Below are 13,255 nucleotides of genomic sequence, written 5' to 3' on the forward strand. Positions count from 1 at the left end.
AATGAACCTTCGCTTCCTGAAGGACTTGTGGCCCGCTATGATGAGCGTCGTTTTTCGCCTATGACCTCGGAGACTTCCATGAGCAACGAAAAGATCAAACACGTCACCGACGCTAACTTCGAAGCCGAAGTACTCAAGGCTGAGGGTGCTGTGCTTGTAGATTACTGGGCTGAGTGGTGCGGTCCGTGCAAGATGATTGCCCCGGTGCTGGACGAAATCGCCGACACCTATGCCGGCAAGCTGACAATTGCCAAGCTGAATATTGACAAGAATCAGGAAACCCCTGCCAAGCATGGCGTGCGCGGTATCCCGACGTTGATGCTGTTCAAGAATGGCAACGTCGAAGCTACCAAAGTGGGCGCTCTGTCGAAGTCGCAGTTGGCCGCGTTTCTCGACGCCAACATCTGAAGCACTTCAAAGCCCCGCAAATAGCGGGGTTTTTTTCGGGTGTCGTACTAGACGCCTGGAAAATCAGGTGGTACATTCGGCCCCGCAACGGCTTCTCCGTTGCCCCCTGCTAGCCGTCGCCGACGCTCTCCTTTCGATTTAGTACGCGATCCTGTCGCCTTTTCTGCGGCGCGGCCTCATTAAGCCAAAAGCTTAATTTCCCCCTCCATACATGATTACGTCATTCCCCATATGAACCTGACTGAACTCAAGCAAAAGCCGATTACCGAATTGCTCGAAATGGCCGAACAGGCTGGCATAGAAAATATGGCCCGTTCGCGCAAGCAGGACGTCATTTTTTCCCTGCTCAAACGGCACGCCAAAAGTGGCGAGGAAATATCCGGTGATGGCGTGCTGGAGATTCTCCAGGACGGCTTCGGTTTCCTGCGCTCTGCAGACGCTTCCTACCTGGCCGGCCCGGATGACATCTATGTCTCCCCTAGCCAGATCCGCCGCTTCAACCTGCGTACCGGCGACACCATCGTTGGCAAGATCCGTCCACCAAAGGAAGGTGAGCGTTATTTCGCTCTGCTCAAGGTCGACACGATCAACTACGACCGTCCGGAAAACGCCAAGAACAAGATTCTGTTCGAAAACCTGACGCCGTTGTTTCCGACTATTCGCATGAAGATGGAAGCCGGTAACGGTTCCACCGAAGACCTTACCGGTCGTGTGATCGATCTGTGCGCACCGATCGGTAAAGGTCAGCGTGGTCTGATCGTTGCTCCGCCGAAAGCGGGCAAGACCATCATGCTGCAGAACATCGCGTCGAACATCACGCGTAACAACCCGGAAGTGCACCTGATCGTTCTGCTGATCGATGAGCGTCCGGAAGAAGTAACCGAAATGCAGCGCACCGTGCGCGGCGAAGTGGTTGCCTCGACATTCGACGAACCGCCAACCCGTCACGTACAGGTTGCCGAAATGGTGATCGAGAAGGCCAAGCGCCTGGTCGAGCACAAGAAAGACGTCGTTATCCTGCTTGACTCCATCACCCGCCTGGCTCGCGCCTACAACACCGTCATCCCGAGCTCCGGCAAGGTACTGACCGGTGGTGTCGATGCTCATGCGCTCGAGAAGCCAAAGCGCTTCTTCGGTGCTGCGCGAAACATCGAAGAAGGCGGCTCGTTGACTATCATCGCCACCGCACTGGTTGAAACCGGTTCGAAGATGGATGAAGTCATCTACGAAGAGTTCAAGGGTACTGGCAACATGGAGCTGCCTCTGGATCGCAAGATCGCAGAGAAGCGTGTGTTCCCGGCCATCAACATCAACCGCTCCGGCACACGCCGTGAAGAGCTGTTGACCGCTGATGACGAGTTGCAGCGCATGTGGATCCTGCGCAAGCTGCTGCACCCGATGGACGAAGTCGCGGCTATCGAGTTCCTGATCGACAAGCTCAAGCAGACCAAGACCAACGATGAGTTCTTCCTGTCCATGAAACGCAAGTAACTGGCAGGCTGAAACAAAGAATGGTGTCCTTCGGGGCACCATTTTTTTTTGCCCGCGCGCCGCCGATTAGCTGCCTTGAAGGGCTGGAGCAGGTACGATGTGCGTCTATTTGGATAAATGGCCGGGTTAATGAAATTCAAAGATCTTAGGGATTTCGTGCAGCAGCTTGAGCAGCGCGGAGAGTTGAAACGCATCCAGATGCCGATCTCGCCTGTGCTGGAAATGACTGAAATCTGTGACCGTACCTTGCGTGCCAAGGGCCCGGCCCTGCTGTTCGAAAAACCGGTCGGTTTTGATATCCCGGTGCTGGGCAACCTGTTCGGCACGCCAGAGCGCGTAGCCATGGGCATGGGCGCCGAAGCGGTCAGTGAGCTGCGTGAAATCGGCAAGCTGCTGGCGTTTCTGAAAGAACCCGAGCCGCCCAAGGGACTGAAAGATGCCTGGTCCAAGCTGCCCATCTTCCGCAAAGTCATCGCCATGGCCCCCAAGGTGGTCAAGGATGCACCCTGCCAGGAGATTGTCATCGAAGGCGATGACGTCGATCTCGGCATGCTGCCCGTGCAAACCTGCTGGCCGGGCGACGTCGCACCGCTGATTACCTGGGGCCTGACGGTCACCAAGGGCCCGAACAAAGAGCGGCAGAACCTCGGCATTTACCGTCAGCAGGTCATTGGCCGCAACAAGATCATCATGCGTTGGCTCAGCCATCGTGGCGGCGCGCTGGATTTTCGCGACTGGTGCGCCAAGCATCCCGGCGAACCTTATCCGGTTGCCGTCGCGCTGGGCGCTGACCCGGCGACCATTCTCGGTGCCGTGACGCCAGTACCGGACAGCCTGTCCGAATATGCCTTCGCCGGGCTGTTGCGTGGCTCGCGCACTGAGCTGATCAAATGCCGTGGCAGCAATCTGCAAGTGCCGGCCAGCGCCGAGATCGTGCTGGAGGGTGTGATTCATCCGGGCGAGATGGCCGACGAAGGGCCTTATGGCGACCACACCGGCTATTACAACGAAGTCGACAGCTTTCCGGTGTTGACCGTCGAGCGCATCACGCACCGTATCAAGCCGATCTACCACAGCACCTACACCGGCCGTCCACCGGATGAGCCCGCCATTCTGGGCGTCGCGCTGAACGAGGTGTTCGTGCCGATTCTGCAAAAGCAGTTTCCGGAGATCGTCGATTTTTACCTGCCGCCTGAAGGTTGCTCCTATCGCATGGCGGTGGTGACCATCAAGAAACAGTACCCTGGTCATGCCAAGCGCGTGATGCTGGGGGTCTGGTCGTTCCTGCGCCAGTTCATGTACACCAAGTTCGTGATCGTCACCGACGATGACATCAATGCTCGTGACTGGAATGACGTGATCTGGGCCATCACCACCCGCATGGACCCCAAGCGCGACACGGTCATGATCGACAACACGCCTATCGATTACCTCGATTTTGCCTCTCCGGTGTCCGGGTTGGGATCGAAAATGGGCCTGGACGCCACTAACAAATGGCCAGGCGAAACCACGCGTGAATGGGGCAGGGCTATCGTCAAGGACGAAGCCACCACACGCCGCGTGGACGAGATCTGGACTCAGTTGGGAATAGACTGATGCGCGTAACCTTGCAGCCGTCAGGTGCGGTGCTGGACACCCTGCCGGGCGAGCGGATTCTCGATGCTGCGCAGCGTCTGGGCTATGAATGCCCGCAGAGCTGTCGCAACGGCAACTGTCATATCTGCTCGGCCTTGCTGGTCGAGGGGCGGGTGATGCAGTCGGGTCAGGAGCTTGATCACGGTGAGATTCATACGTGTGTAGCAGAGCCGCTTGAAGATTGTGTTGTGCTCTGGGATGGCGTGCTGGCCAAGGGTGAGCTGCCGGTGCGCAGCTTTGCCTGCCAGTTGAGCGAGTGTGTCGAAATCGGTGGTGATGTCTGGCGGGTAGGCTTGCGCGCCCCGGCAGGCAAACCACCGCGTTATCACGCTGGACAGTACCTGATGATCGAGCGGGAGAATGGCGAGAAGTCGGCATTCTCCATCGCATCGGCACCGCACAGTGGCCGTGATCTGGAGCTGCATGTACTGGCTCGTGAAGACAGTGCGCGCAGCCTGATCGAGCAACTGCAACGCAACAAAATGGCGCGGGTCGAGCTGCCGTTTGGCGATACCCACCTTGCCGAGCTGCCGGACGGGCCGTTGGTACTGATCGCTGCCGGTACAGGTATGGCGCAAATGAACAGTTTGCTTGAGCACTGTCGCTCAGCAGGCTTCAGTCATCCGGTGCATTTGTACTGGGGCGTGCGTCGGCCCGAGGATTTTTACCAGGTCAGCCACTGGGATGAGTGGACGGCACTGCCGAACCTGTTCCTGCACAAGGTCGTCAGTGACCTGTGTGGCTGGGAAGGGCGCTGTGGTCTGCTGCACGAGGCAGTTTGCGAAGACATCAAGGACCTGTCGGCGGTTTACGTCTACGCCAGCGGCTCGCCTGCCATGGTTTACGGAACGCTGGACGCTCTTGTCAGTGCCGGAATGGACGCTCACCAGATGCGCGCAGACGTATTCGCCTACGCACCGCGTCCGTAACGCCGGACTGACGGCTGCATAACTGGAGTGTAAATTGCTTCAGCTGCTTATAGCTTACGGCGATGTCAATTCGCCGCCAGACAACTTTTTGTAGAGGCAGGCCTTTGGTCTGTGGCAACAACCGAACCACGACACCCTGATGCCGCTCACCCACGAGCGAGTCAGCGGGGCTCGGTAAAAACTGACAGCCAGACTGTCAGGGGGGCAAATGGAGAATCCAATCAACGAGTTGGCCGCTGCAGTGCATGACGGCCTTGGGCTGACGTACCCGCCCGTTATCGATCTGGGTCCGCAGCTTACCCGCGAGCAACTGCTCGCATCCATGGACGCCACCATGCGTCTTCACAAAGGCGGCCCGGTCTGGCTGTTCGCCTACGGCTCGCTAATCTGGCGTCCCGAGTGCACTGCGGTAGAGAGCCAGCGCGGTCGAGTGCACGGTTATCACCGTGGGCTTTACCTGTGGTCGCACGAACATCGCGGTACGCCTGAGGTGCCAGGCCTGGTATTCGGGCTGGATCGCGGCGGTTCATGCACCGGCTTTGCCTATCGCCTGCCGGATGAATGCCTGGAGAAATCGCTGCTGGCCTTGTGGGAGCGTGAGATGCCGTATCCGTCGTATCGCCCGCACTGGCTCAATTGCCGCCTTGAAGACGGCAGGAAAGTACAGGCGCTGGGCTTCGTGCTGGAACGGCATTTGCCCAGCTACGCTGGCAACCTGCCCGACAGCGTGCTGAGCCAGGTGCTGGCCAGCGCCAGCGGGCGCTATGGAACCACTCGCGAGTACGTGGAACAGACGGCCAAGGCCCTGCGTAGCCACGCCATGCCAGACCTGAATCTGGAGGCGCGGCTCAAGCGCTGCAAGTCAGAGACCGCCTGACCGGCCTTTGGGTCAGTCCTTGGTATCGCGCGAGGTGCTGGCGACCTGTTTGTGCCGCAGCGTCGGCGCAAGGAATGCCATCGCCAGAATGCACGCGCCGATCAGCAGCACAAAGCCGCCGTCCCAGCCGAAGTGGTCGACCGTGTAGCCCATCGCAGCACTCGCCGCGACCGACCCGCCCAGGTAGCCGAACAGCCCGGTAAAGCCGGCTGCCGTACCCGCTGCCTTCTTCGGTGCCAGTTCCAGCGCCTGCAGGCCGATCAGCATGACCGGGCCGTAGATCAGGAAACCGATAGACACCAGCGCGATCATGTCGACGGTCGGGTTGCCTTCAGGGTTCAGCCAATACACCAGCGTGGCAATGGTCACCAGAAACATGAACACCATGCCGGTCAGGCCGCGATTACCCTTGAAGATCCTGTCCGACATCCAGCCGCACAGCAGCGTGCCCGGAATACCTGCCCACTCGTAAAGAAAATAGGCCCATGAGGTCTTGTCGACCGTGAAGTGCTTGGCTTCTTTCAGGTAGGTCGGGGCCCAGTCCAGCACGCCGTAGCGCAGCAGATAAACGAACACGTTGGCCATCGCGATGTACCACAGGAACTTGTTGCGCAGCACGTATTTGACGAAGATTTCCCGGGCGCTGAATTCCTCTTCGTGGCTGGCATCGTAGCCTTCCGGGTAATCGTTCTTGTAGTGCTCGATAGGCGGCAGGCCCACCGATTGCGGGGTGTCGCGCATGGTGGCGAAAGCAAAGACCGCCACCAGCAGCGCAACGGCCGCCGGCACATAGAATGCTGCGTGCCAGTCGTTGGTCCAGCCCATGCCGAGCAGGAACAGCGGGCCGATCAGGCCGCCGCCGACGTTGTGCGCCACGTTCCACACTGACACCACGCCGCCGCGCTCTTTCTGCGACCACCAGTGGACCATCGTCCGCCCGCTCGGCGGCCAGCCCATGCCTTGGGCCCAGCCATTGATGAACAGCAGCACGAACATGATCGTGACACTGGACGTCGCCCACGGCGCGAAGCCGAAGATGAACATGATCCCGGCAGATACCAGCAGGCCGAAGGGCAGGAAGTACCGCGGGTTGGAGCGGTCCGAAACGATCCCCATGAGGAATTTCGACAAGCCGTAGGCAATCGCGATGGCCGACATCGCCACGCCCAGCTGGCCACGCGTATAGCCTTCGTCGATCAGATACGGCATAGCCAGCGAGAAATTCTTGCGCAGCAGGTAGTAACCGGCATAACCGATAAAGATGCCTGCGAAGATCTGCCAGCGCAGACGCCGATAAGTGCTATCGACCTTTTCTTCGGGAAGGGGTGCCTGATGCCTGGCAGGGCGGAAAAACCCAAACATGGAGAAGCTCCTGATTATTGTTTTTTTGCGAATGCGAATATTACATTTTCATTACAGAAAAAAGCAGTGCCTTTGGACTGATTTTTTGTAGGAGATACCGACGTTTTCCTGTTCTTTTATGAACATTTGGCGAGCGTTTGTATGTGTTTCAAAAGTTTGGGATGGGTCCTACAGGCGTATCGGAAGCCGCGTGCTTACTGGTCTTTCGGCAGGCTTTTACCATCGTCGTCATTGCGCCGCAGCGGCGCACCACGACGATGAGCCCATACAACAATGAGAATTTTCGCCTTCATGATTGCCGTCGCACTGGCCCCGCACGTTGGCGCGACGGAGTCATTTCTGGTGCCGGTGTACACGCCAGCACCGGTGTTTCCTCCTGAACTGGTCAAGACCCGCTACGCAGGCAAGGTCCGGGCACAGCTGTGGATAAAGTCCGACGGTCAGGTCCGCGAAGTCAGGGCCGTAGAGAGCGGCCACCCGCAACTCGCCGAAGCGGTGGAGCAGGCGCTCCGCCAGTGGCGTTACAAACCCTGGGTCGGAACAGTCGGCGCGCCGCCCATGACCACGATCACCGTGCCGGTGATTTTCGGCTCCCATGGCTATAGGCGTTTCAATACCGAAGTCACCGTCGGCCTGGGCAACATCCGTTGCGGTTACCTCAACCACGAAGTGAAATCCGCCCGCCAGGACTATCCCAAAGAGCCGCTGAGTAAAGTCGACGTGTTCTGGTACACCGGGCAGGCGCTGTTCGGCAGTCATGTTGCCCACCAGCGCAGCGAGCCCCAGCGCAAGGCGTTGCTTGAATTGCTCGGAGCGTCGATACCTGCGGTAGTGAGCAACTGCAGAAGCAATCCGGATCATCTGTATGGGGATTACCTGCCTGGGCCGGTCAAGGTATTGATGGTCGGGTTGGCCGAGCAAGCGGAGGGCAGCGAATGAGCCGCGTGCTGAGTGTGATCGTGTTGGCGGGGTTACTCTCGGCGGGGACAGCACAGGCGTTGCCGTCGTATCCGGTACCGTTGTATATGCCGGAGCCGGACTATCCGGCGTCGATGCGTTATGCCTTGGTAAAAAACAGTGTCACCGTCAGGATTTTCATTCAGGCCGATGGCGGCGTGCGCTTTCTTGAAGTGCAGGGGGCAACTGATCCGAGGTTCATCAGCCTGACCCGAAGTGCTGTTGAACTATGGACCTTTGAACCCTGGGACCCACCGGCCTCTCATCCCGAGGGCGAAGCAGTTACGGTCACGTTTACCTTCACAGGGCGACCACACAGCAACCCGCCGCTGACAGCCAATGCCGAGCTGAAGCAGGAGTTGTGCTGGCAGTTGAACAGGGAAATGTTCGAGGGTCGCAACTGGCGCAAGGACGTCAAGCCGGATGCGCTAATGCGGACAGAGCTGTACCTGTCGAGCGGTCCGGTCATAGAGCAATTTCTCACCCTGGACGAACGTCAGGCATTGGTTGTTGAACTGCTGGAGGCGGCGCCGGGCATTATCGCCCAATGTCAAAAAAATCCGATGCGTAAGTATGTGGATTATTTGCCGGAGAATGTGAGGAAGGTGTTGTAGGGATGGGCGCATCAGCGAAGTGCCGGGACCAAAGCATTAATGCCTTGGTCTCGGACTTGTTGCGAGAGATTAGTGAGTAGTGCTCATATTTTGAATCACTTCAAGATGACGCTTAGTGAGTGCACTCTAAACGTTAGTATCCGTAGGTTAACTCAGACTCAACAGCTACGAGTCGAAAAGCTAAGTCTGTCGTTAATGCGGTCGGCGAGATAAGTTAGTTTTTTATTCTTTCTGTAGAGCCGCAGCCAGCTCACCCACAGTGTCTGCGTTTTTGAGCTCGGTATCAACGTCGGAAGTAAATTTTAGGTTATCTGATAAGCTGTATTTAAAGTGGGGATTATCAGTTTTTTTGTGTTCGGGCTGGTTAGGGCCTGCCGTCAGGCAGGCCCTTGTTTTACCAGCTCGGTCTGGTAAATCGGTCTCCGTACAGGATCGCAAATTGATTCATTGCCACTTTTCAGTCGTGTGCCGCATGACCCCAGTTGGCGGTGATGTTGCGCAACCCAAGCCATATCAGTTTCGTCGCGGCCTCATCGGTCGGGAAGTGCCCTCGAGTCTTGATGATCTTGCGTAACTGGGCATTGATGCTCTCGATGGCATTGGTCGTGTAAACCACTTTGCGGATGCCCGCCGGGAAAACAAAAAACGGTATAACCCGATCCCAGGCGCGACGCCATGCAGCAACCACAGTCGGATACTGCTTGCCCCAGGGGCCCGCTTCAAAGGCGTTAAGCTCTTGCTCAGCCACATCTGCATTGATCGCCTGGTAGATCGGCTTGAGTGCTTTGGCCAGTGCCCGACGTTTATCCCAAGCGGCATAGTCCAAGCTGTTGCGGATCAGATGCACGATGCAGGTTTGCAGCGTCGTGGCAGGAAAAACCGCCCCCAACGCCTCCGGTATTCCTTTGAGGCCATCCGTGACGGCGATCAGAACATCTTCAACGCCACGAGTCTTGAGGTCGTTGAACACCTTCATCCAAAACTTGGCACCCTCGGTGCTCTCGATCCATATACCCACAATGTCGCGCGTGCCATCAGGTAATACCCCCAGCGCCAGATAAATAGCCTTGTTGCACACTAACCCCTCGTCCCGGATTTTGACCCGTAACGCATCGAAGAAGATCACCGGATACATCGGTTCCAAGGGTCGTTGCTGCCAAGCGCTCACCTCTTCCATGACCGCATCGGTGACTGAGCTGATGAAGTCATGGGACACGTCAGTTCCATACTGCTCAGACAGAAAAGCGCGGATCTCACGCACCGTCATGCCCCGGGCGTACATGGCAATTATCTTGTCGTCGAAGCCTGTAAAACGGCGTTCGTGCTTGGGAATCAGGATCGGGGCGAAGCTACCATCGCGGTCTCTGGGGATATCCAGGCGAAGCGGCCCGTCGTCGGTCAGAACCGTCTTGCTGCTTTTGCCATTACGCTGATTGGTCGACTCCTCAGGGCGCTCCGCGCCCTGAGGGCAACCAAGGTGGTGACCCAGCTCGGCGCCTAGCGCACGCTCGATCAGAGCCTTCTTGAACGCCATGGACGCGTCTTGAATGGCTTCGGCGCTCATCGGGCCTTTAACAAACTGCTCGATCAGCTCTTGGGGAATCGAGGGCAACTCCCTCGCTGTTGCATTGGCGGACTTCTTTTTGGTCGGCATACATGCACCTCTAGCTACATGTTATGCCCGAACACAAAATTTCTGACAGTCTCTTTAAGCAGGTTTCAGGCAGTCTTGCCAACCAAAACCACCACCTTCCCCACAGCCCTGCGCTCACCCAACAAATCAATCGCCTCCCCAGCCTTTTCCAGCGGATAAACCGTCGACACCAGCGGCTTCAATTTCCCTTCTTCAAACCACGCAAACAGCTGCTTGAAGTTCGCCGCATTGTCCTGCGGTTGTCTCTGCGCAAACGAGCCCCAGAACACGCCGACCACCGATGCGCCTTTGAGCAGGGTCAGGTTGACGGGCAGGTCCGGGATGCGGCCGCTGGCGAAGCCGACGACCAGCAGGCGGCCGTTCCAGGCGATGGCGCGGATGGCCTGGTCGAAGAGGTCGCCGCCGACCGGGTCGTAGATGACGTCGGCGCCGTTGCCGTTGGTGAGGCGTTTTACTTCGTCCTTGAGGCTGGTTTCGCTGTAGTTGATCAGTTCGTCTGCGCCTGCGTTTTTGGCGACTTCAAGTTTTTCAGCGCTGCTGGCGGCGGCGATGACGCGTGCGCCGAGGGCTTTACCAATTTCCACGGCGGCCAGGCCCACGCCGCCGGATGCGCCGAGCACCAGCAGGGTTTCGCCGGCTTGCAGGTTGGCGCGTTGTTTGAGCGCGTGCATGGAGGTGCCGTAGGTCATGCTGAACGCCGCAGCGGTGGTGAAGTCCATGCTCGTCGGTATCGGCAGTACGTTGTAACCGGGTACAGCGACCTGCTCGGCAAAACTGCCCCAGCCGGTGAGCGCCATCACGCGGTCGCCGGGCTTGAGATGGGTTACTTTTTCCCCTACGGCTGATATCACGCCTGCTGCCTCGCCACCCGGCGAGAAAGGGAAGGTTGGCTTGAACTGGTATTTGCCCTCGATGATCAACGTGTCGGGAAAGTTGACCCCTGCGGCGTGCACGTCGAGGAGGATTTCGTTCTTTTTGATCTCGGGGCCTGGCACGTCTTCAAGCACCAGCGTGCTGGCCGGACCGAAGGCTTTGCATAACAGGGCTTTCATTAGGCTATTCCTTTTTCGGTAATGGCCGATAAAGTGAGTTAAGTGGGTTCTCGGGTCAACAAGCATGGCCCGGCCTGATAAGCACACATAAGCTGTAAGCTACGTGGCAAACCGTATTAAGGAGTGGACTGTGAAAGCGTGGATTCTGGTATTGCTGGCCTTGTCATTGCCTGTCATGGCGCAAGAGGAAGCCAAGGAAGAAGGCGGCCCGCCCAAAGCGGCCTATGTCTCGCTGACGCCGCCGTTCGTGGGCAACTACGCGCTGGATGGCGGCCCCAAGCTGCGCGTCTACAAGGCTGACATCGCGTTGCGTGTAACGGGTGCCGATGCCGAGGCGGCGGTGAAGCGCAATGACGCCTTGATCCGTAATCAACTGGTGTCGTTGTTCACTCAGCAGACGGTTGATTCCATGAGCAGTGCCGAGGCGAAGGAAAACATTCGTCAGGAAGCGCTCAAGCAAGTGCAGCGCGTCATGAACGATGAAGAAGGCAAGCCGATTGTTGAAGACTTGCTGTTCAATAACTTCATCGTTCAATAACGCTTGTCAGCGCAGTGCCAGGATCGCCGCCCATTGTTCGGCGGTAACGGGCATCACTGAAAGCCGACTGCCTTTTTGCACCAGAGGCAGTTGCTCCAGCTGGCTTTGTTGCTTCAGATAACCGAGCCCCAGCACGCTCTTGAAGATATCCACAAACTCGACGTCTATGGCACTCCACGGGTTTTTATCCGCGCTGGCCTTGGCGTCGTGATAGTGGCTGTCGGGGTCCAGCGCAGTGGGGTCCGGATAGGCGGCTTTGGCGATTTTGCCGATGCCGGCGATTCCCGGCTCCGGGCAACTGGAGTGGTAGAAAAAGAATTCGTCGCCCTCTGCCATGCTCCTTAGAAAATTACGCGCCTGATAGTTGCGCACCCCGTCCCAGCGAGCGTTACCCCGTTTTTGCAGGTCGCTGATCGAGAATTCGTCAGGCTCGGACTTCATCAGCCAATAGGCCATTGCTCTCTCTCCAGAGACAAAAGTTCACGGTATTACCGACAGTTTGATCACAAACCGACAGTCGGCTTGCGCCACTATTTGCGTACTGGTTCACGTTACCGCAAAATGCCGCCCTTTAAAGCTCCACGCTGTTGCACGGCCTATACAAAAACCGATGCTGACATCGTATTGATTTGCCTAAGGAGGGCAGTCAATGAAACGCAAGCCTGATTTACTCTGGATTCTGGTTATTCTGTTTGGCTTGGGTGTCGTGACAACCGGTTATGCGCAAAGCTTATGGACCAGCAAGGATGACGCTCCAGTCGAAATCACTCAACAACAGCAAAAAAACCCCGGCAGGCATTAAGCCCTGCTTCTGCTCTGATCGTTGATTGCCCTGTTGGCTGAACGATCAGAGTATCTGTGTCAGATACCAGCCTTTATCAGATACCGTGCCTTGCAGCGGTACATCCCAACTGGCCTGCGCCAGTCGATCCACTTTCTGACATTCGTGAGCCAGCCCGAGTAGAACCGGTTTGCGCCAGGCCTTTCTGCGCGCCAGATACGCCAGGCTGCGGTCATAAAACCCACCGCCCATGCCCAGGCGACCGCCTTCGTTATCGAACCCTACCAATGGCATAAGCACCAGATCGAGTGCCCACACCTGGCGTTGTTTCGCACGGTTGATGAGAGGCTCGGGAATGCGGAAGCGATTGGGGATGAATTTCTCGCCGGGACGCACGCGCTGAAAAACCATGCGCGTGCGCGGCCATGCATTGAGCACCGGCAGGTAAGTGGCCTTGCCGCGTCGTTGTGCTTCACGCAGTAACAGCCTAGGGTCGATCTCGCCATCCATCGGCAGGTATAGCGAAACATGCCGGGCACGTCGGAACAGCGGATGCTGCGCCAATTGGCGGTAAACATCGCGGGCGGCTGCGCGTTGCTGGCTGCGACTCAACGCCCTGCGTGCCTTGCGTAGCTGGCGGCGCAGTTGCGGACGTGTAAGCGATTGGGCGCTGATCATGAGCAGAAGGTCATGCAGGCTGATCCGGGAAGGGTGTTGAAACCAAGGCAGGATCGTCGTTGCCAGACAGCAGGGCTGGCAACGAACTGAATATGGACTCCCCGACGAACCGCTGTCGGTTTAGCCCTTGAACCCGAAAGTTCAAGGTGGAGATTGCAGGAGGTTTTAAGGCTTTCCGTCGAGCGGACATGCACACCAACCCCAACGTGCAACCCCCGTGGTTGTGCGTATCGGCTCAGGGACATGACCGACTGGCAAGCACTCCAGGGAGCAGCGCGA

The 13,255-nt window shown here is 57.7% G+C and carries 13 protein-coding genes, 1 other RNA gene and 1 pseudogene; 9 read left to right on the top strand and 6 right to left on the bottom strand.

Annotation, left to right across the window (positions count from 1 at the left end):
• Positions 1-78: 78 nt before the first annotated feature.
• The 5 genes from trxA to AC4ANE_RS01585 all read left to right on the top strand — a co-directional run bounded on the left by trxA (position 79) and on the right by AC4ANE_RS01585 (position 5,340).
• Positions 79-408 (top strand): thioredoxin TrxA, encoded by a 330-nt coding sequence (trxA, locus tag AC4ANE_RS01565; RefSeq protein ID WP_460408672.1) that lies wholly within the window; start codon positions 79-81, stop codon positions 406-408.
• 231 nt (positions 409-639) lie between these two features.
• A complete protein-coding gene (gene rho, locus AC4ANE_RS01570) occupies positions 640-1,899 on the top strand; it encodes a transcription termination factor Rho (RefSeq protein WP_002551560.1) in 1,260 nt (419 codons plus the stop codon).
• 129 nt (positions 1,900-2,028) lie between these two features.
• Positions 2,029-3,495 carry a 4-hydroxy-3-polyprenylbenzoate decarboxylase gene (gene ubiD, locus AC4ANE_RS01575; protein ID WP_002551561.1) on the top strand — a complete coding sequence of 489 codons (1,467 nt, stop codon included), beginning with the start codon at positions 2,029-2,031 and terminating at the stop codon, positions 3,493-3,495.
• Entirely contained in the window at positions 3,495-4,463 is a 969-nt protein-coding gene (locus AC4ANE_RS01580) for a CDP-6-deoxy-delta-3,4-glucoseen reductase (protein WP_004655176.1), read from the top strand. Before ubiD ends, AC4ANE_RS01580 begins: the two co-directional genes overlap by 1 nt.
• Positions 4,464-4,671: 208 nt before the next feature.
• The gene (locus tag AC4ANE_RS01585) at positions 4,672-5,340 is read left to right on the top strand and encodes a gamma-glutamylcyclotransferase (RefSeq protein WP_002551563.1); all 669 of its coding nucleotides are present in this window, start codon (positions 4,672-4,674) and stop codon (positions 5,338-5,340) included.
• Positions 5,341-5,352: 12 nt separating this feature from the next.
• Here the strand turns inward: AC4ANE_RS01585 and glpT are convergent, their stop codons facing one another.
• Complete coding sequence (gene glpT, locus AC4ANE_RS01590; protein ID WP_002551564.1) at positions 5,353-6,702, bottom strand: glycerol-3-phosphate transporter; 1,350 nt, start codon at positions 6,700-6,702, stop codon at positions 5,353-5,355.
• Between the two features lie 273 nt (positions 6,703-6,975).
• Here glpT and AC4ANE_RS01595 point away from each other — a divergent pair, with 273 nt between their 5' ends.
• Positions 6,976-7,641 carry an energy transducer TonB gene (locus tag AC4ANE_RS01595; protein WP_002551565.1) on the top strand — a complete coding sequence of 222 codons (666 nt, stop codon included), beginning with the start codon at positions 6,976-6,978 and terminating at the stop codon, positions 7,639-7,641.
• Positions 7,638-8,273 carry a hypothetical protein gene (locus AC4ANE_RS01600; protein ID WP_002551566.1) on the top strand — a complete coding sequence of 212 codons (636 nt, stop codon included), beginning with the start codon at positions 7,638-7,640 and terminating at the stop codon, positions 8,271-8,273. Before AC4ANE_RS01595 ends, AC4ANE_RS01600 begins: the two co-directional genes overlap by 4 nt.
• Positions 8,274-8,733: 460 nt before the next feature.
• Here AC4ANE_RS01600 and AC4ANE_RS01605 read toward each other — a convergent pair.
• Together AC4ANE_RS01605 and AC4ANE_RS01610 are read right to left on the bottom strand one after the other, a co-directional pair.
• Positions 8,734-9,927, bottom strand: a pseudogene (locus AC4ANE_RS01605) (IS256-like element ISPsy17 family transposase); the annotation flags it as partial.
• Between the two features lie 65 nt (positions 9,928-9,992).
• Positions 9,993-10,979 (bottom strand): NADPH:quinone oxidoreductase family protein, encoded by a 987-nt coding sequence (locus AC4ANE_RS01610; protein ID WP_002551567.1) that lies wholly within the window; start codon positions 10,977-10,979, stop codon positions 9,993-9,995.
• 130 nt (positions 10,980-11,109) lie between these two features.
• Here AC4ANE_RS01610 and AC4ANE_RS01615 point away from each other — a divergent pair, with 130 nt between their 5' ends.
• On the top strand, positions 11,110-11,517 hold the full coding sequence (locus tag AC4ANE_RS01615) for a flagellar basal body-associated protein FliL (protein WP_002551568.1): 408 nt from the start codon (positions 11,110-11,112) through the stop codon (positions 11,515-11,517).
• A gap of 6 nt (positions 11,518-11,523) precedes the next feature.
• Here the strand turns inward: AC4ANE_RS01615 and AC4ANE_RS01620 are convergent, their stop codons facing one another.
• The gene (locus AC4ANE_RS01620; RefSeq protein WP_002551569.1) at positions 11,524-11,973 is read right to left on the bottom strand and encodes an EVE domain-containing protein; all 450 of its coding nucleotides are present in this window, start codon (positions 11,971-11,973) and stop codon (positions 11,524-11,526) included.
• Positions 11,974-12,166: 193 nt separating this feature from the next.
• Here AC4ANE_RS01620 and AC4ANE_RS01625 point away from each other — a divergent pair, with 193 nt between their 5' ends.
• Complete coding sequence (locus tag AC4ANE_RS01625; protein WP_002551570.1) at positions 12,167-12,319, top strand: hypothetical protein; 153 nt, start codon at positions 12,167-12,169, stop codon at positions 12,317-12,319.
• A 45-nt stretch (positions 12,320-12,364) separates the two neighbouring features.
• On the opposite strand, the gene AC4ANE_RS01630 is transcribed toward AC4ANE_RS01625, so the two are convergent.
• Positions 12,365-12,976 (bottom strand): 5-formyltetrahydrofolate cyclo-ligase, encoded by a 612-nt coding sequence (locus AC4ANE_RS01630; protein WP_002551571.1) that lies wholly within the window; start codon positions 12,974-12,976, stop codon positions 12,365-12,367.
• A gap of 94 nt (positions 12,977-13,070) precedes the next feature.
• Positions 13,071-13,249: non-coding RNA, 6S RNA (ssrS, locus tag AC4ANE_RS01635), on the bottom strand.
• Between the last annotated feature and the right edge of the window lie 6 nt (positions 13,250-13,255).

The sequence above is a fragment of the Pseudomonas sp. Pme6b genome, assembly GCF_058129925.1.